This is a genomic window from Streptomyces dryopteridis (genome assembly GCF_049606955.1).
Taxonomy (GTDB): domain Bacteria; phylum Actinomycetota; class Actinomycetes; order Streptomycetales; family Streptomycetaceae; genus Streptomyces.
On sequence record NZ_CP187113.1, the window covers coordinates 2,052,862 to 2,069,313 of the forward strand.

At 74.6% G+C, this 16,452-nt stretch carries 18 protein-coding genes; 6 read left to right on the forward strand and 12 right to left on the reverse strand.

What is annotated here, in order from left to right; all coding sequences use genetic code 11:
• Nucleotides 1–40: 40 nt before the first annotated feature.
• The 3 genes from ACN20G_RS08430 to ACN20G_RS08440 are packed head-to-tail and all read right to left on the reverse strand — an operon-like array spanning nt 41 to nt 3,160.
• Nucleotides 41–850, reverse strand: coding sequence for a hypothetical protein (locus tag ACN20G_RS08430; protein WP_424212118.1), 810 nt, complete (start codon nt 848–850; stop codon nt 41–43).
• Nucleotides 837–2,486, reverse strand: a complete 1,650-nt coding sequence (locus ACN20G_RS08435) for a sensor histidine kinase (protein WP_424212119.1) — start codon at nt 2,484–2,486, stop codon at nt 837–839. Before ACN20G_RS08435 ends, ACN20G_RS08430 begins: the two co-directional genes overlap by 14 nt.
• Nucleotides 2,483–3,160 carry a response regulator gene (locus tag ACN20G_RS08440; protein ID WP_424212120.1) on the reverse strand — a complete coding sequence of 226 codons (678 nt, stop codon included), beginning with the start codon at nt 3,158–3,160 and terminating at the stop codon, nt 2,483–2,485. The genes ACN20G_RS08435 and ACN20G_RS08440 overlap by 4 nt, the downstream gene beginning before the upstream one ends.
• A gap of 195 nt (nt 3,161–3,355) precedes the next feature.
• On the opposite strand from ACN20G_RS08440, the gene ACN20G_RS08445 reads away from it, so the two are divergent.
• Nucleotides 3,356–4,078, forward strand: coding sequence for a SigE family RNA polymerase sigma factor (locus ACN20G_RS08445; RefSeq protein WP_424212121.1), 723 nt, complete (start codon nt 3,356–3,358; stop codon nt 4,076–4,078).
• 166 nt (nt 4,079–4,244) lie between these two features.
• Here ACN20G_RS08445 and ACN20G_RS08450 read toward each other — a convergent pair whose 3' ends face one another.
• Nucleotides 4,245–4,958, reverse strand: coding sequence for a uridine kinase family protein (locus tag ACN20G_RS08450; RefSeq protein ID WP_424212122.1), 714 nt, complete (start codon nt 4,956–4,958; stop codon nt 4,245–4,247).
• 141 nt (nt 4,959–5,099) lie between these two features.
• On the opposite strand from ACN20G_RS08450, the gene ACN20G_RS08455 reads away from it, so the two are divergent.
• Nucleotides 5,100–5,498 (forward strand): hypothetical protein, encoded by a 399-nt coding sequence (locus ACN20G_RS08455; protein WP_424212123.1) that lies wholly within the window; start codon nt 5,100–5,102, stop codon nt 5,496–5,498.
• 74 nt (nt 5,499–5,572) lie between these two features.
• Here ACN20G_RS08455 and ACN20G_RS08460 read toward each other — a convergent pair whose 3' ends face one another.
• From ACN20G_RS08460 to deoC, 3 genes are read right to left on the reverse strand one after another with little or no spacing between them, the layout of a single operon-like run.
• Nucleotides 5,573–6,466 (reverse strand): aldehyde dehydrogenase family protein, encoded by an 894-nt coding sequence (locus tag ACN20G_RS08460; protein ID WP_424212124.1) that lies wholly within the window; start codon nt 6,464–6,466, stop codon nt 5,573–5,575.
• The gene (locus tag ACN20G_RS08465; RefSeq protein WP_424212125.1) at nt 6,459–7,895 is read right to left on the reverse strand and encodes an aldehyde dehydrogenase family protein; all 1,437 of its coding nucleotides are present in this window, start codon (nt 7,893–7,895) and stop codon (nt 6,459–6,461) included. Before ACN20G_RS08465 ends, ACN20G_RS08460 begins: the two co-directional genes overlap by 8 nt.
• A gap of 5 nt (nt 7,896–7,900) precedes the next feature.
• Nucleotides 7,901–8,863, reverse strand: a complete 963-nt coding sequence (deoC, locus tag ACN20G_RS08470) for a deoxyribose-phosphate aldolase (protein WP_424215426.1) — start codon at nt 8,861–8,863, stop codon at nt 7,901–7,903.
• 201 nt (nt 8,864–9,064) lie between these two features.
• Here deoC and ACN20G_RS08475 point away from each other — a divergent pair, with 201 nt between their 5' ends.
• The 3 genes from ACN20G_RS08475 (at nt 9,065) to ACN20G_RS08485 (ending at nt 10,880) form a co-directional block, all read left to right on the forward strand.
• A complete protein-coding gene (locus ACN20G_RS08475) occupies nt 9,065–9,736 on the forward strand; it encodes a PH domain-containing protein (protein WP_424212126.1) in 672 nt (223 codons plus the stop codon).
• Between the two features lie 158 nt (nt 9,737–9,894).
• Nucleotides 9,895–10,623, forward strand: coding sequence for a VanZ family protein (locus tag ACN20G_RS08480; protein ID WP_424212127.1), 729 nt, complete (start codon nt 9,895–9,897; stop codon nt 10,621–10,623).
• 56 nt (nt 10,624–10,679) lie between these two features.
• Nucleotides 10,680–10,880 carry a PspC domain-containing protein gene (locus ACN20G_RS08485; RefSeq protein ID WP_424212128.1) on the forward strand — a complete coding sequence of 67 codons (201 nt, stop codon included), beginning with the start codon at nt 10,680–10,682 and terminating at the stop codon, nt 10,878–10,880.
• 21 nt (nt 10,881–10,901) lie between these two features.
• Here the strand turns inward: ACN20G_RS08485 and ACN20G_RS08490 are convergent, their stop codons facing one another.
• The 4 genes from ACN20G_RS08490 to ACN20G_RS08505 form a co-directional block, all read right to left on the reverse strand.
• On the reverse strand, nt 10,902–11,564 hold the full coding sequence (locus tag ACN20G_RS08490) for a hypothetical protein (protein WP_424212129.1): 663 nt from the start codon (nt 11,562–11,564) through the stop codon (nt 10,902–10,904).
• A 103-nt stretch (nt 11,565–11,667) separates the two neighbouring features.
• On the reverse strand, nt 11,668–12,561 hold the full coding sequence (locus tag ACN20G_RS08495; protein WP_424212130.1) for a hypothetical protein: 894 nt from the start codon (nt 12,559–12,561) through the stop codon (nt 11,668–11,670).
• A gap of 125 nt (nt 12,562–12,686) precedes the next feature.
• Nucleotides 12,687–12,935, reverse strand: coding sequence for a hypothetical protein (locus ACN20G_RS08500; RefSeq protein ID WP_424212131.1), 249 nt, complete (start codon nt 12,933–12,935; stop codon nt 12,687–12,689).
• A gap of 154 nt (nt 12,936–13,089) precedes the next feature.
• Nucleotides 13,090–14,238: an adenosine deaminase gene (locus ACN20G_RS08505; RefSeq protein WP_424212132.1), complete on the reverse strand. Its 1,149-nt coding sequence runs from the start codon at nt 14,236–14,238 to the stop codon at nt 13,090–13,092.
• Between the two features lie 113 nt (nt 14,239–14,351).
• On the opposite strand from ACN20G_RS08505, the gene ACN20G_RS08510 reads away from it, so the two are divergent.
• Complete coding sequence (locus tag ACN20G_RS08510) at nt 14,352–15,062, forward strand: alpha/beta hydrolase (RefSeq protein ID WP_424212133.1); 711 nt, start codon at nt 14,352–14,354, stop codon at nt 15,060–15,062.
• Between the two features lie 31 nt (nt 15,063–15,093).
• Here the strand turns inward: ACN20G_RS08510 and ACN20G_RS08515 are convergent, their stop codons facing one another.
• Complete coding sequence (locus tag ACN20G_RS08515; RefSeq protein WP_424212134.1) at nt 15,094–16,335, reverse strand: ATP-grasp domain-containing protein; 1,242 nt, start codon at nt 16,333–16,335, stop codon at nt 15,094–15,096.
• Nucleotides 16,336–16,452 lie beyond the last annotated feature (117 nt).

Sequence of the window (16,452 nt, forward strand, 5' to 3'; positions counted from 1 at the left end):
GCGTCACACCCGAGGCGGGGGCCCTTCGCCGTCTCCGGGGTCAGGCGCCGGTGCTCGGGGTCGGCGGCGGTGCCGGGGTGGTGGGCGGGGCGCTGGGGGTGGGGGGTTTGGGGTCTTGGGGTGGGGTGGGGGGCGGGGTGGTGCCGGGGGGTGTGGAGGGGGAGGGTTCGGGGGTCGGGGCGGAGGCGCTCGCGGAGGCGGGCGGGGTGGTGCGGACCACGTCGCCGAGGGTCTGGACGGAGTTGGGGCGGGTCCGCAGGGCGTCGGTGCAGGCGAAGCGGCGGGGCGGGTCCCGGTCGGGGCCGCCGAGGACCACGGGGCCGCCGGACTCGCTGCCGGCGAGGGTGCAGACGATCTGGGCGAGGGCGGGCGGCGGCAGGTCCTCGGGTTTGCGGCTGAGCCGGACGGCGCCGGCGGGGTCGCCGGGGCGGGGCGCGGAGGCGGTGAGGGCGGGCGGGACCTCGGTGCTGAAGCCGTTGTCGCGTTCCTGGGAGCTCGGGTCGCGTTTGAGGGCGTCCAGGAGGGCCTGGGTGACCACGACGGCGGGCGGTTCGGCGTGTTTCTCGGTGAGCGGGACCAGGCGTTGGACGCCGACGAGCTGGGAGCCGCACAGGAGCTCGACGGTGGCCTTGAAGCCGGTGCCGGCGTCGCCGCCGACGGCGTCGACGGAGTCGCAGGAGACGCGGGAGGGGGCGGGGCCGGCGTCGACGGGGACGACGGTGGCGCGGATCCCGCAGCCGGTGAGGGTCGTGAGGGCGGCGAGCAGGAGGGCGCCGGCGGCGAGCGGGCGGCGGGCGTTTCGGGGGGCCGGCGGGGGCGGGCCGGGGCGGGCGGGGTCAGGGCCGCGCATCGCACGTTCCTTCCTCGGGGCAGCCGGCCCCGCCCACGTCGGTGGGCAGGCGGAGGGTGAAGAGGGCGCCGCCGGCGGGGTCGTTGGCGGCGGTGATGGTGCCGCCGTGGATGTGGGCGTTCTCCAGGGCGATGGACAGGCCCAGGCCGCTGCCGTCGGAGCGGGGGCGGGAGGCGCTGGCCTTGTAGAAGCGGTCGAAGACGTGCGGGAGGACCTCTTCGGGGATGCCGGGCCCGTTGTCCTTGACGGCGACGACGAGCCACGCGTCCTCGATCCGGACGGAGACGCGGACGGGGGAGCCGCCGTGCTTGAGGGCGTTGCCGATGAGGTTGGCGAGGACCACGTCGAGCCGGCGGGGGTCGAGGCGGACGACGATGCCGCGTTCGGCGTCCAGTTCCACCGCGTCGAGCCAGGCGCGGGCGTCGATGCAGGCGGTGACCTGGTCGGCGACGTCCACGTCGTCGAGGACGAGGCGGGCGGTGCCGGCGTCGAAGCGGGTGACCTCCATGAGGTTCTCGACGAGGTTGTTGAGCCGGCGGGTCTCGCTGACGACGAGGGTGACGGCGGGGGCGATCATCGGGTCGAGCCCGTCGATCTCCTCTTCGAGGACCTCGGTGACGGCGGTGAGCGCGGTGAGCGGGGTGCGCAGTTCGTGCGACATGTCGGCGACGAAGCGGCGGCTGGACTCCTCGCGGGCGCTCATGTCGGCGACCTTGCGTTCGAGGGCCTCGGCGGTGCTGTTGAAGGTGCGGGAGAGTTCGGCGAGTTCGTCGGTGCCGGACACGTCGAGGCGGGTGTCGAGGCGGCCCTCGCCGAGGCTGCGGGCGGCGTCGCCGAGGCGTTGCACGGGGCGCAGGACGGTGCGGGCGGCGGCCTGGGCGAGGAGGGCGGAGCCGAGCAGGGCGAGGCCGGTGGCCACGCACAGGGACCAGGCCAGGGCGTTGAGGTCGGTGCGTTCGTTGGCGAGGGACTTGCGCATGTAGCCGGTCGGTCCGCCGCCGACGATGCGGGTGCCGCCGACGAGGTAGGGGTCGCCGCCGGGGGTGGTGCGCTGCCAGTAGACGTTGCTGCGCTGTTCGTCCTCGACGGCGTGGCGGAGGGTGGCGGGCACGTCGTCGAGGCTGAAGCCGTCGGGGCCGCCGGCGCCGAAGAAGGTCTTGCCGTCGGTGCCGCGCTGGACGAGGAGGACGCTGTAGCCGGGGCTGGAGCCGGCCATGCGTTCGGCGACGCGTTGGAGTTCCTCGGGGGTGGGGTCGGGGGGCAGGGCGGCCGCGCGGTTCTGCATCTCCTGGCGGAAGTCGCCGAGGGCGGCGTCCTGGACGCGGGTGAGGACGGCCTCGCGGTTGAGCCAGTAGGCGATGCCGGAGGCGGTGACGGCGGCCACGAGGGCCACGAGCGCGAAGACGACGAGCAGCCGCATCCGCAGTCCGGCCCAGGCGGGCGCGGGCCGGCCGGCGGCCCCGGGGCCCGCGCCGGAACCGGAACCGGAATCGGATCCGGAACCGGCTCCGGACCCGGCCCCCGCGTCGGAACCGGCCCCTTCGGACCCGCCCCCCGCGGCGGGGGGCCGGGGGCCGGGCGCGGGGGTGGTCTCGGGTGTGGTCTCGGCGTCGGCGTGGGCGGTGGGGCCGGTCACTGGGGACTGTCCAGGCGGTAGCCGACGCCGCGCACGGTGCGGATCAGGGTGGGCGAGGAGGGCACGTCCTCGACCTTGGCGCGCAGGCGCTGCACGCAGGCGTCCACGAGCCGGGAGTCGCCGAGGTAGTCGTGCTCCCACACCAGCCGCAGGAGTTGCTGGCGGGAGAGGGCCTGGCCGGGGCGGCGGCTGAGTTCGAGGAGCAGCCGCAGCTCGGTGGGGGTGAGCTGGAGGTCCTCGCCGTTCTTGGTGACGGTCATGGCGGCCCGGTCGATGACGAGGGTGCCGAACACGGCGGAGTCGCTGGCCTCGCGTTCGCCCCGGCGGAGCACGGCGCGGATGCGGGCGTCGAGGACGCGGCCCTGGACGGGCTTGACCACGTAGTCGTCGGCGCCGGACTCCAGGCCGACGACGACGTCGATGTCGTCGCTGCGGGCGGTGAGCAGGATGATCGGCAGCTGGTCGGTGCGGCGGATCCGGCGGCACACCTCGAAGCCGTCGATGCCGGGCAGCATCACGTCGAGGACGATCAGGTCGGGTCGGTGTTCGCGCAGCATGCGCAGCCCGTCCTCACCGGTCGCCGCGGTGGCCACCCGGTGTCCCTGTCGTGACAGGGAGAACTCCAGGGCGGTGCGGATGGCGTCGTCGTCCTCGATCAGCAACAGGAAGGGCACGGGCTCATTCTGACCCATGACCTGCGGCGGGATCGACCGGTGCGCGGGCCGGATTCGGGGCGGGTCGGGGGCGGGTTCGGGGCGTGCGGAGCCGCTGTGACAGCCCTGTGACAGTCGACGGACACCCCGGTTAAGTCGGGGGGGCATCGTTTTGGACAACGGACCGAAGCTTGACTCCACGACGGGGGGCGCGAGATGAACACGCTGCACGGCACCACGAACGGCGCGGCGGTCGTCACGCGGCTGCACGATGTGAACCGGCGGGCGGGTGGCCGTCCCGGCGGGACCACCGTGCGGCGTCCGGCGCATTCCACAGCCATTGACGCGAACACCTACCGCCCGGTTCCCGCGCGGCGCGAGGAGGCCGTTTTCGGCCGGCCCTCGGAGCGTTCGGCGGCGGAGGCGGAGTTCACGGCGTACGTCCGGGAGCGGCGCGCGGCCCTGTTCGCGACGGCGTTCCACCTCACCGGTGACCGGTACGAGGCGGAGGACCTGCTGCAGAGCGCGTTGTTCTCCACCTTCCGGGCCTGGGACCGGATCAGCGACAAGGCGGCCCTGGGCGGCTACCTGCGTCGCACCATGACCAATCTGCACATCAGCGCGTGGCGTCGGCGGAAGCTGAACGAGTACCCGACCGAGGAGCTGCCGGAGACGGTGGGCGACACGGACGCGATGCGGGGCACGGAGCTGCGGGCGGTGCTGTGGCAGGCGCTGTCGCGGCTGCCGGAGACCCAGCGCACGATGCTGGTGCTGCGCTACTACGAGGGCCGCACGGACCCGGAGATCGCCGAGATCCTCGGCATCAGCGTGGGCACGGTCAAGTCGAGCATCTGGCGTTCGCTGCGTCGGATGCGCGAGGACCACGCGCTGAGCTTCGGCGGGGACGAGGCGGAGTCCTTCGAGGAGCTCGTCGCCTGATCCTCGGGTGACGTACGGGGGACCAGGGCTCCGGGGGGTGTTCCGCGGGGGCGGGACGGGAGCCATGGGGGGGGCCGGGGAGACCCGGACACGGGAGCGGGATCAGACGGCCGGGGGTCCGACTGATCCCGCTTCCGCGTGTCCGGGGCCGGATGCGCGCGGGTGGTCAGCCGGCGGCGGGCACGGGGCGGGCGCCGCGGTGCCGGCCGGCGGCGGCGTTCGCGAGTCGGCCCAGGGCCTCGTCGCGGGCGCAGGCGTGGGCGCCGAGGGCCACGTGCCGGGCGACGATGCCGCGTTCGGCGCGCATCAGGCGCCAGCCGCGGCGCAGCAGCATCGGCAGGGACTTGCGGCCCTCGCGCAGGTCGCGGGCGAGCCGGCGGCGGAAGGTGGTGCCGGGGCGGCCGCGCAGGCAGATGGCGTCGGCGAGCAGGCCGAGTTCCTGGCAGCGGGCGGCGATGTCGGCGGCGAAGATGCCCTCGGCGATGAACAGCGGGGTGTCCTCGGGGAGGGCGAGGGTCTCGACGCCGGTGCGGGAGCTGGTGCCGATGTCGTAGACGGGGACCTCGGTGCGGCCGGCGGCGCACAGCCGGGCGACGGCCTCGACGGCCACGTCGGCGTCCCAGGACTGGGGGGAGTCCCAGTCCACGTCGGAGCTGCCGGGGACCCGGGGCAGGGTGGGATCGTCGGCTTCCTTGTAGAAGTCGTCGAGACGCAGCACCGGCAGGCCCGAGCGGGCGGCCAGGGAGGACTTTCCGGAACCGGAGGGACCGGTCAGCAACACGACACGGACGGGAAGCGGGGATGAACAGCTCACGGAACACCAGTGTGAGGCATTACCCCGCGTAGGGGACCCCCGAGGGCGGTCGTTGGTAGCCGGCATCACACCCCCACTACGCTGGGTGTCGCGCCGAACACGTCGCGGGGTCGTCCGCGGCCTCGGCGCCGACCACGACGACGGCTCCCGCCCCGGGCCCGCGCGCTCCGGGGCCGGTGGCCACGAGCACAGGCGGGATCCCACCCCATGGCACGTCACGCGGCCCCTCAGCCCCCTTCCGGCACTCCTTCCACCCCGTCCTCGGCCCCGCGCCGGGCCCTGCGCAACGCGGGGCTGACCGTCACGATGGCCGGCGCGGCCCTGGGCCTGGCGTCCGGGGCGGCGCAGGCCGGCGAGCTGTCGGTGCCGGCGGCGGTGGCGGGGGTGACGGACCCGGTGGCGAACCTGAAGGTGAACCCGCTGGCGAACACCGGGGTGGACCCCTTGGACAACGGGTTGGCGACGCAGGTCGCGGACTTCCCGTCGGTGGGCACGACGATGGTGACGGGGATCCTCACGCAGGGCCCGTCGGTGCGGGAGCTGCCGGCGGCCACGACGGGCTCGCTGCTGGGCCCGCTGACGGGCGGCGGCACGGCGGCCCGCTAGCGCACGCGCACGGCCCCGCCCCCGGTCCGCGAGGAACGGGACCGGGGGCGGGGCCGTGACAAAGGCGGGGGTGGCTAGTAGGAGGAGCCGCCGGCGCCGAGGGAGCCGGTGGGGTGCCAGACCGTCTTGGTCTCCAGGAACGCCGTCATCCGGTCGGTGCCGGGGTCGGCGGTCCAGTCGACGCCGGTGCGCGGGCGCAGCACCCGCTTGAGGTTGTCGGCGGCCGCGATCTCCAGGTCGCGGGCGGTGTCGCCCTCCGCGCCGGCCAGGTCGATGGCGTTGACGTCCTGGTGGGCCGCGAGGTGCGGGCCCATCTCGGCGACCTTGCCGGAGAGCACGTTGACGACGCCGCCGGGCACGTCGGAGGTGGCCAGCACCTCGCCGAGGGAGAGCGCGGGCAGCGGGGCCCGCTCGCTCGCGATGACCACGACGGTGTTGCCGCAGGCGATCACCGGGGCGATCACCGAGACCAGGCCGAGGAACGAGGAGTCCTGCGGGGCGACGACCGTGACCACGCCGGTGGGCTCGGGGGTCGACAGGTTGAAGTACGGGCCGGCGACCGGGTTGGCCCCGCCGACGACCTGGGCGATCTTGTCGGTCCAGCCCGCGTACCAGACCCAGCGGTCGATGGCCGCGTCCACGACGGCCGCCGCCTTGGACTTGGACAGGCCCTCGGCCTCGGCGACCTCGCGCGTGAACTGCTCGCGCCGGCCCTCCAGCATCTCGGCGACGCGGTAGAGGACCTGGCCCCGGTTGTAGGCGGTGGCGCCGGACCAGCCGCCGAACGCCTTGCGGGCGGCGACGACCGCGTCACGCGCGTCCTTGCGCGACGACAGCGGCGCGTTGGCCAGCCACTTGCCCTTCGTGTCCGTCACCTCGTACACCCGGCCGCTCTCGGAGCGGGGGAACTTGCCCCCGACGTACAGCTTGTAGGTCTTGAAGACGCTCAGACGGTTCTGCTCAGACATCGAGGTACGCCTCCAGGCCGTGGCGACCGCCCTCGCGGCCGAATCCCGATTCCTTGTAGCCGCCGAAGGGCGAGGTCGGGTCGAACTTGTTGAACGTGTTGGCCCAGACGACGCCCGCGCGCAGCTTGTTCGCGACGGCGAGGATCCGGGAGCCCTTCTCGGACCAGATGCCGGCCGACAGCCCGTAGGCCGAGTTGTTGGCCTTGGCCACGGCCTCGTCGGGGGTGCGGAAGGTGAGGACCGACAGGACCGGGCCGAAGATCTCGTCGCGGGCCACGGTGTGGGCCTGGGTGACGCCGGTGAACAGGGTCGGCGCGAACCAGAAGCCCGACTCGGGCAGCTCGCAGGCCGGGGACCAGCGCTCGGCGCCCTCGGCCTCGCCCGTCTCCACGAGGGAGGTGATCCGGGCGAGCTGCTCGGCGGAGTTGATCGCGCCGATGTCGGTGTTCTTGTCGAGCGGGTCGCCCAGGCGCAGCGTGGACAGCCGGCGCTTGAGGGAGTCGAGCAGCTCGTCGTGGATCGACTCCTGGACCAGGAGGCGGGAGCCCGCGCAGCAGACCTGGCCCTGGTTGAAGAAGATGCCGCTGACGATGCCCTCGACGGCCTGGTCGATCGGCGCGTCGTCGAAGACGATGTTGGCGCCCTTGCCGCCGAGCTCCAGCGTGACCTTCTTGTCGGTGCCGGCGACGGTGCGGGCGATGCGCTTGCCGACCTCGGTGGAGCCGGTGAACGCGACCTTGTTCACGTCCGGGTGCTCCACGAGGGCCGCGCCCGCGTCCCCGTAGCCGGGGAGGATGTTGACGACGCCCTTGGGCAGACCGGCCTGGCGGCAGATGTCGGCGAAGAACAGGGCCGACAGCGGGGTGGTCTCGGCGGGCTTGAGGACGACCGTGTTGCCGGTGGCCAGCGCCGGGGCGATCTTCCAGGCCAGCATCAGCAGCGGGAAGTTCCACGGGATGACCTGGCCGGCCACGCCGAGGGGGCGCGGGGAGGCGCCGAAACCGGCGTGGTCGAGCTTGTCGGCCCAGCCCGCGTAGTAGAAGAAGTGCGCGGCGACCAGGGGCAGGTCGGCGTCGCGGGTCTCCTTGATCGGCTTGCCGTTGTCCAGGGTCTCCAGCACGGCCAGCTCGCGGCTGCGTTCCTGGATGATCCGGGCGATCCGGAAGAGGTACTTGGCGCGCTCGGAGCCGGGCAGCGCGGACCACTTCTCGAAGGCCCTGCGGGCGGCCTTCACGGCGCGGTCCACATCGGCGGCGCCGGCGCGGGCGACCTCGGAGAGCACCTCCTCGGTGCTCGGCGAGACGGTCTTGAAGACCTTGCCGTCGGCGGCCGGGACGAACTCGCCGTCGATGAAGAGGCCGTACGAGGAGGCGATGTCGACCACCGAGCGGGACTCGGGGGCGGGGGCGTAGTCGAAAACGGATGCCATGGGGATCAGTCCACCGTCACGTAGTCGGGACCGGAGTAGCGGCCGGTGCTGAGCTTCTGGCGCTGCATCAACAGGTCGTTGAGCAGGCTGGAGGCGCCGAAGCGGAACCATTCGTTGGTCAGCCAGTCGGCGCCGGCCGTCTCGTTGACGAGGACGAGGAACTTGATCGCGTCCTTGGTGGTGCGGATGCCGCCGGCGGGCTTCACGCCGATCTGCACACCGGTCTGCGCGCGGAAGTCGCGCACGGCCTCCAGCATCAGGAGGGTGTTGGCGGGGGTCGCGTTGACGCCGACCTTGCCGGTGGAGGTCTTGATGAAGTCCGCGCCGGCCATCATGCCGATCCAGGAGGCGCGGCGGATGTTGTCGTACGTGGACAGCTCGCCCGTCTCGAAGATCACCTTCAGTCGGGCGGCGGTGCCGTCCTCGCGCACGCAGGCTTCCTTCACGGCGCGGATCAGCTCGTAGGTCTCCAGGTAGCGGCCGGCGAGGAAGGCCCCGCGGTCGATCACCATGTCGATCTCGTCGGCGCCCGCGAGGACGGCGTCGCGGGTGTCGGCCAGCTTGACCGGCAGCGCGGCGCGACCGGCCGGGAAGGCGGTGGCGACGGAGGCGATCTTCACGTCGGCGCCGCGCAGGGCCGCCTTCGCGGTGGCCACCATGTCGGGGTAGACGCAGACGGCGGCCGTGGTGGGCGTGGTCCGGTCGGTGGGGTCGGGGTGGACGGCCTTCGCGGCGAGCGCCCGGACCTTGCCCGGGGTGTCGGCGCCTTCCAGGGTCGTCAGGTCGATCATCGAGATGGCGAGGTCGATGGCGTACGCCTTGGCCGTCGTCTTGATCGAACGGGTGCCGAGGGCCGCGGCGCGGGCCTCCAGGCCGACGGCGTCGACACCGGGCAACCCGTGCAGGAACCGGCGCAGCGCACCGTCGGACGAGGTCACGTCGGCGAATGCGGTGAGGGTGGTGGGCATGGTCACCAGATGAGCATATCTACGCGCGTAGCGGCCTGTCACCCCCCTCTCGCCCCGGATCCGACGGGGATCGGACGGGGATCGGGCCCGGATCCCGCCCGGATCCGCGTCCGGATCGGCCGGCGGCTCCCGCGGGTCGAAGCGGAATCGTCACCCCCGCGCCGACCGCGCGTTCGACCCGCGTACGGCAGAATCGGCGCCATGACGAAGCCCCCCGCCTCGCCCTCTCCCTCCCCCGCCGAGGAGCCCGCCCACGCCGACCGGGTGTACCGGTCCCCGATGGCCGTGGTCTCCGGCGTGCTGCTGCTGGCGCTGCTGCTGTGGCTGTGCGGGGACGCGGTGGTGCGCGGCGCCGGGAACACCCCGTGGTTCGGTCTCGCCGTGCTGCTGCTGGCGGCGCCGCTGGTGGTGGCGTTCACGGTGCGGCCGGCGGTGTTCGCGAACGAGGACCGGATGCGGGTGCGCAACCCGTTCCGGATCGTGGACCTGCCGTGGGCGGCGGTGGACGCCGTGCGCTCCGGGTACTCGGCGGAGGTGCTGGCCGAGGGCTCGAAGTACCAGTTGTGGTCGATCCCCGTCTCGCTGCGCGAGCGCAAGAGGGCCGGGCAGCGGCTGAGCCGGCGCGAGGCCCTGTCCGGGCGCGGCACGGCGGCCCCCAAGCGGGCCTCGGACGCGATGCGGGCGGCGGCCGAGTCGGACGAGCGCACGCGGGCGCGGGCCGACCGGCAGGTGGACGAGCTGCGCGAGCTGGCCGAGAGCTGCGCGGACCGGGCGGGGGCCGCGGGGTCGGTCTCGGTGCGCTGGGCGTACGAGATCATCGCGCCGGCGGTGGCGGGCGCGGTGCTGCTGGTGGCCCTGGTCGCGACCCGCTGACGGGGCCGCCGCCGGCGTCGTTGGGGCGCGCGGGCGCACGCCGGCGGTGCGTGGCAGGCCCGACGGGGCGAATGTGGGCGAGACCACGCGAAGGAACCGGGGGTTCCGGAACCACCCCGTTCGAGGGCGGCGTCCTGGCTCGTGTGCAGCGTCTCGTGATGAACGGCGGCAGCACCGCCATCGACCGACGGCTCCGGATCGTCTCCGGGGCCCTGCTCCTCGTCCACCTCGCGCTCGTGGGGTGGCTCACTCTGCGCCCCCTGGACGTGCCCTGGGTCTCGGCGGGCAATCTCGTGCCCTTCGCGGGCATCCGGGCCGATCTCGCGATGGGTCCGGTGTCGGCGCTGCGCCGGCTGGGCGGCGCGGTCCTGCTGCTGGCGCCGCTGGGCGTGCTGCTGCCGGTGCTGGGCGGCCGGCTGGCTCAGAGCCGGGGCCCGGCGTGGGGCTCGCTGGGCCGCACGGTGGGCACGGGAGCGATGCTCTCGCTGGGCATCGAGATGGCGCAGACGGCGGTGCCGGGGCGGGTGATGGACGTGGACTCGGTGCTGCTGGCGGCGGTGGGGGTGGCGGCGGCGCACGCGGTGACGGTGCCGGTGGTCCGTGCGCGTCTGCGGCGTGACGCCGCCGCGGGCGGTCCGGCGCGGTTCGGGACGGGTCCGGGCGGGGCGGGCCCGGACGGGCGGGTGCGGGGGGTCCGGGGGGTGCGGGCGGCGGAGCGCGTGGCGGATCCGGGTCCGGGTCGTGCGCCGGCGCTCGCGGTGTCCGGGGGGCTCGCGCCGACGGGGGTCTCGCTCCGGGGGCTGCCTCAGGGTTCCACCCCGAGAATTCCCAGGGTCGGCATCGCCCCCTGGGCCGAGGTGCTTTCCGCGGTTCCCCGCGAGTATTGAGTCATCGAGAGCATTCGAGATCGCGTACGGGAAAGCACTTCGGAGAGGGAGAGAACATGAGCGCGTTGACCCGCCCCCGTCAGGGACGATGGATCGGTGGCGTCTGCGCCGGTCTGGCGCGACGGTTCGGTGTTTCGGCGAAGGTGATGCGGCTGATATTCGTCGTGTCCTGTCTGCTGCCCGGCCCGCAGTTCCTGATCTACCTGGCGCTGTGGATCCTGCTGCCGAACGAGAAGAACTCCACGACCGCCTGGTGAGGGCGGTTCGGGGGATGTCCGTCAGGGGGTGTCCGGGGGTGCGAGGCGGGGTGCGCGGGCGTCGCGTTCCTCCTCCATCCGGGCCGAGAGCTCTTCGCGGGCGGCGTTGAGGGCGGCGAGCCGGCGGGGCGCCGCCTCGGCGGCCTCGGGCCGGTCGTCGAGGCCGAGGTCGTGGCGCAGGACGTACTGGAGCAGCCAGACCCCGTCGGCGAGGGTGTCGGCGAACCAGACCCGGCCCCGTTCGAACGCGAGCTGCGGATCGGGGTGCAGGGGCAGTTCACGGACCACGAGGTAGCCGTTGCCCAGTGCTCGGTTGAGGGCGGCGGCGTAGCCGAGGAGCGGCAGCGGCAGGGCCATCTGGGCCTGCGCGTACTCCTCGGCCCACCGGTCCCGGGCGGTGTCGAGCAAGGCGGGGTCGTGTTCCTCGCCCCGGTGCGCGGCGAGGAGGGCGTCGCGGGCGGCGGAGCGGTAGCCGCGGGCGGTGGTGTTGAGGCGGGCGTAGCGGGCGCGGGTGGCCTCCTCGTCCCGTTCCTCGCGGGCGCGGCTCCGTTCCAGTTCGGCCCGGCGCGCCGATTCGCGGGCCTCGGTCCTGACCGCGCGTTGGCTGAGCACGGCGCCGCCCAGGGTGCCGCCGAGCGCGCCGACGACGCCGATGCCCGCGGCGACGAGCGTGGTGATGTCCACGGACCCCCCGATCCCGCCGGGCCCCCCGGCCCGGTCCCGGCACCGATCGTACGACCCGGGCGCGGGGAACCGGTTCGGGGATCACGTGGGGATCGGGCGGGGCTCAGTGGGAGACGCGGGCCAGCTTCTCCAGTTGCTTGTCGGCGAGCTCCCGGGGGACGCGGACCTGTCGTTCCGCGCCGGCCGGGGCCTGCGCGCCGGGGGCGGGGGCGGGGGCGCCGGCGACGTTGAGGGCCATCAGGCGCACGACGGTGGCGCCCTCGCGGATCACGACGAGGTGCACGGGCGCGGAGACGCCGGCCGCGGCGGCGGTGACGGACCAGGAGACGGTCTCGTCGCCCCCGGCGGGCTTGAACTCGACGGGCTTCACGTCGCGGTAGGCGCCGGTCTGCTTCTCGACGGTGGCCGTGAACCCGGTCCCGCACGCCGCGACGGCCGCGCGCAGGCGGGTCATGAGGGCCTTGGCGGCGGCCTCGGGGTACTCGCTGAGGGAGGCGGAGACGGCGAGGCCGAGCTGCTTCTGCGAGCCGATGCCCCGGTTGACGGTCTCGGCGGCGCCCGCGTCGGGCTTGTCGCCCATGACGTCGGCGAGCGGCTGGCACTGCTTCTTGTCGGCCTGCGGCTGCCCTGAGGGCGCGTTGGGGTTCTTGCCCTGGGCCGAGATCTGGTAGCCGGGCACGTCGCCTTGGGCGAGCGCGGCGGCGGCCAGGCCGGTGGCGGGGGCGGCGCCGGGGCTCGGGCTCGTGGCGGGCAGGGCGCCGGCGGGGGGCGCGGAGCCCTCGGCCGGGCGGGAGCCGGCGGGCCCGGGGCCCTTGTCGGCGGAGGGGTCGGCGGCGCCGCCGCAGGCCGTGGCGGTGAACAGGAGTGCGGGCACGAGCACGCCGAACGCGGCGCGGGTGACGCGGCGGGCGGGACGGCGGCGCGCGGTGGGGGCGTCGGTGTCCGGGCCGGCGTGCGGGTGGGTGGTGTCGGGTGCCGTTGGTGCCGTGGTGCGCATGATCGAAGACCTCATACCCCGTGCTGTGGGCGGCGGTTGAGGGACGATCGTGGCACAGCGCGCGGACGGGCGCACACCGTTCGAAACGGTGCGCGCCCGCTGTACACGCGTGCGAAATCCGCTGCTCAGCCCGCGTTGAGCGGCAGGCCGCCGATGAGGCCCTGGGCCGGGCCGAGGGCGGAGCCGAGGTCGGAGGCGCCGCCCTTCTCGCCGGTCTGGTTGGTGACGGCGCCGGTGGCGTCGGTGAGCTGGCCCACCGCGTCCGTGAGGCTCAGGTTCGGCAGCCCGGCGGCGGAGGCCGCGCCGGCACCGGAAGCGGCGAGGGCGGCACCGGCGACGGCGACACCGAGGGTCTTGGCGACAGACTGCTTCATGGGAAAACCTCGCGGTTGCGTCAGGGGAATCGAGCGGCTCCGCAACCTAGCCACGGGATTCCCGGCTCGGCAAACCTCGGTAAATACGAGAAAGCGTCCGAGTGCGCGGGCACTCGGACGCTTTCGGGGACCTCGCTCGCGGCGAGGCTTTGGCCTAGGCCGAGACGGAACCGCTGGTGGAAGCGGTCTGTCGGAACAGCCATTCCGACTTCAGCTCCGCGTAGCCCGGCTTGATCACGTCGTTGATCATCGCGAGGCGTTCATCGAAAGGAATGAACGCGGACTTCATGGCATTGACCGTGAACCACTGCATGTCGTCGAGCGTGTAGCCGAAGGTGTCGACCAGGTGCTCGAACTCGCGGGACATGCTGGTGCCGCTCATGAGCCGGTTGTCGGTGTTGACCGTCAGCCGGAAGTGCAGCTTGCGCAGCAGGCCGATCGGGTGCTCGGCGTAGGAGGCGGCCGCGCCGGTCTGGAGGTTGGAGGTGGGGCACATCTCCAGCGGGACGCGCTTGTCGCGCACGTAGGAGGCGAGCCGGCCGAGCGTGACCGTGCCGTCCTCGGCGACCTCGATGTCGTCGATGATCTTGACGCCGTGGCCGAGGCGGTCCGCGCCGCACCACTGGAGCGCCTGCCAGATCGACGGCAGGCCGAATGCCTCGCCGGCGTGGATGGTGAAGTGGTTGTTCTCGCGCTTGAGGTACTCGAACGCGTCGAGGTGGCGGGTGGGGGGGAATCCGGCCTCGGCGCCCGCGATGTCGAAGCCGACGACGCCCTTGTCGCGGTAGCGGTTCGCCAGCTCGGCGATCTCCAGCGCGCGGGCCGCGTGCCGCATCGCGGTGAGCAGCGCGCCCACGCGGATCCGGTGCCCGTTGGCCTTGGCGCGGCGCTCGCCCTCGCGGAAGCCGTCGTTCACGGCCTCCACGACCTGCTCCAGGGTGAGCCCCGACTCCAGGTGCTGCTCGGGCGCGTAGCGGATCTCGGCGTACACGACGCCGTCCTCGGCCAGGTCCTCGGCGCACTCGGCGGCGACCCGGAACAGGGCCTCCTTGGTCTGCATGACGGCGCAGGTGTGCGCGAACGTCTCCAGGTAGCGGGGCAGGGAACCGGAGTCGGCCGCGTCCCGGAACCAGACGCCCAGCTTGTCGGCGTCGGTCTCGGGCAGGTTCGCGTAGCCGACCTCGCGGGCCAGCTCGATGATGGTGCCCGGACGCAGACCGCCGTCGAGGTGGTCGTGCAGGAGCACCTTCGGGGAGCGTCGGATCTGGTCCGGAGTGGGCAGGTTGGGGCTTTCGCTCGTCATTTGCGCACTCTAACGCCTACGCGCGTAGAGCACCGGTCGGCGGGGGCGGTCGATATGGAACGGTGACCGTGCGGACGGGTGGCGTACACCTCGGCGTCTGAGACTGTTCCGCCATGCCATACGAAGCGTCGCCGACGCGCGGGGCCCCGCTGGGCCGGGCGATCGGCGCGAACGGTCCGGACGCGACCGTCGCCGGAGTGGTCCTCGTCCTGCTGCCCCGCGCCCGCCTCGCCCTCCCCTCCCCCGGCCCCCTGCGGGCCCTGACCAGGGCCCTCGCCCGGGCCACCCCGACCGGGGAGGACGCCCTGGCGACCCACGCCGTGCGCGGCGGGGCCGGGCCGGCGCTGGAGGCCGCCGTCGCCCGCTACGGGGACGTGCCCGTCTGCCTCGTCGGCCACGGGACCCGGGCCCGCGAGGCCCTGCGGGAGGCGGGGCACCCGGCCGTCAACTCGGTGGTGGCGCTGGCCCCTTGGCTCACGGCACTGGAGGAGGCGGCCTCACCGGAACCGGTGAAACACCTCGCGGGCCGGCAGGTGTTGATCGCCCACGGCACCGACGACGCCCGCGCCGACCCCGACCTCTCCTTCCGCCTCGCCGCCCGCGCGAAGAAGGTCAACCGCACCACCTGCCGCTTCGAGGTCCACTCCGACGGCCACGCGCTGCGCGAACACCGCGCCGAAGTCGTCGCCCTCACCCAGGACTTCGCGCGCGGCGCGCTGCTGGGCACCCCGTGGAGCCGCCCCGTCACCGACGCCCTGGCCGCGCCCCCGCCGCTGGGCCTGCGGATGCCGCTGGCCTCCGGCTACACCCTCCGCACCCCCTGACCCCCCCTCGATCGCCCCGCGCCCCGCCGGGTCACGGACACGGGAGCCGGCGGGTGGGGGGCGGGGCGAGGAGCAGCGCGAGGCGCCGGGCCGCCTCCCCCAGGCAGGCCCGCAGGGCCCGGCGGTCGGGGGCCGTGGCCAGGATCCAGCCGTGCCGCCTGCTGCCCGTGGCGGGGTGGTGCACGGTGAGCGGGCGGCCCGGGTCGGTGTCCGGGAGCCGCACCCGGACCACGCCGGGCACGGCCCGGGCCGCCGCGACCGCCGCCCGCAGCGCCCGCGGCGCGTGCGTCCCCGGCGGCAGGTCCACGTAGCGCAGGCCCGCCGGGGCCGTCGTGCGCGGCGTGGCGAGCGGGGCCGGCAGGCCGAGGGCGGCGGCGATCACCAGGCCGGGCACGTCCACCCCGCGCCCCAGCCGCAGCAGGCCGCACAGCTCCTCCGCCGGCGGGTGCGCGTGCGCCTCGATCAGGCGCGGTCCGTACGGGGTGAGGACGAGGTCCAGGTGGGCCGCGCCCTCGCGGTGCCCGGCCAGGTTCAACACCCCCTCCACCAGGGCCCGCACCGCCGCCGCGGTCTCCGGCGGCAGCGGGGCGGTGAGCTCGTGGCCGGCGGCCAGGGCGAGGGGGCCGTCGGCGGGGCCGGGGCGGCGCAGGGTGTGGCCCAGGATCCGGTGCCGGCCGGCGTGCGAGAGGGTGACGACGGTGAGTTCCGGCCCCGGCAGCCATTCCTCCACGATCAGATCCGTCACGGCCGGGTACACGCGGGCCGCGGCCTCCGCCTGGGCGGGCCCGGTCACCAGCCGGACCCCCTCCCCCCGGCTGCCGCAGCGCGGCCGGACCACGCACGGCGTGCCGATGAGCCCGGTCAGGAACGGCAGCAGGTCGGCGCGCCCGCAGCGGACGAAGGAGACGGGTCGGGTGGGGTGGAGGGTGTTGGAGAGCGCGCGGGTCGCGGCCTTGTCGGCGAGGACGGAGACGGTCCCCGGCCCGGGTCCGGCGCCGGCCGGCAGCCCGAGCGCGGCGTTCGCGCGGGCCGCGGCCAGCGCCTCGGCGGGCCCGTCGAGTCCGAGGACGGCGGCTCGACGGGCCCGCACCTCCGGCAGCTCGCGCAACGCGCGGACCAGGGCGGTGTGGTCGCGCCAGTCCACCCGCACCCGCCGGTCCGCCCCCTCGCGGGCGGTGGGTGCCGGGTGGGCCGGCGTGACCGCGACCGCCGCCGCCCCGACCCGGTGGGCGGCGGCGAGCTCGGCCGGACGCGGACTCAGCAGCACGGCCACCGGCCGCGTCGCCCCGGGCCTCGCGCCCAGGGGCCCGGACGCCCCCCTCCGTGCCGGTTCCATGACGCGCTCCCCCCATCTCACGGCGGGTCCCCCCGACACGCCGTGCTCCGGTCC

Coding starts and splice junctions, on each gene's coding strand:
- ACN20G_RS08430 (WP_424212118.1), bottom strand. CDS start 850: ATGCGCGGCCCTGACCCCGCCCGCCCCGGCCCGCCCCCGCCGGCCCCC.
- ACN20G_RS08445 (WP_424212121.1), top strand. CDS start 3,356: ATGAACACGCTGCACGGCACCACGAACGGCGCGGCGGTCGTCACGCGG.
- ACN20G_RS08450 (WP_424212122.1), bottom strand. CDS start 4,958: ATGCCGGCTACCAACGACCGCCCTCGGGGGTCCCCTACGCGGGGTAAT.
- ACN20G_RS08455 (WP_424212123.1), top strand. CDS start 5,100: ATGGCACGTCACGCGGCCCCTCAGCCCCCTTCCGGCACTCCTTCCACC.
- ACN20G_RS08460 (WP_424212124.1), bottom strand. CDS start 6,466: ATGTCTGAGCAGAACCGTCTGAGCGTCTTCAAGACCTACAAGCTGTAC.
- ACN20G_RS08465 (WP_424212125.1), bottom strand. CDS start 7,895: ATGGCATCCGTTTTCGACTACGCCCCCGCCCCCGAGTCCCGCTCGGTG.
- deoC (WP_424215426.1), bottom strand. CDS start 8,863: ATGCCCACCACCCTCACCGCATTCGCCGACGTGACCTCGTCCGACGGT.
- ACN20G_RS08475 (WP_424212126.1), top strand. CDS start 9,065: ATGACGAAGCCCCCCGCCTCGCCCTCTCCCTCCCCCGCCGAGGAGCCC.
- ACN20G_RS08480 (WP_424212127.1), top strand. CDS start 9,895: ATGAACGGCGGCAGCACCGCCATCGACCGACGGCTCCGGATCGTCTCC.
- ACN20G_RS08485 (WP_424212128.1), top strand. CDS start 10,680: ATGAGCGCGTTGACCCGCCCCCGTCAGGGACGATGGATCGGTGGCGTC.
- ACN20G_RS08495 (WP_424212130.1), bottom strand. CDS start 12,561: ATGCGCACCACGGCACCAACGGCACCCGACACCACCCACCCGCACGCC.
- ACN20G_RS08500 (WP_424212131.1), bottom strand. CDS start 12,935: ATGAAGCAGTCTGTCGCCAAGACCCTCGGTGTCGCCGTCGCCGGTGCC.
- ACN20G_RS08505 (WP_424212132.1), bottom strand. CDS start 14,238: ATGACGAGCGAAAGCCCCAACCTGCCCACTCCGGACCAGATCCGACGC.
- ACN20G_RS08510 (WP_424212133.1), top strand. CDS start 14,352: ATGCCATACGAAGCGTCGCCGACGCGCGGGGCCCCGCTGGGCCGGGCG.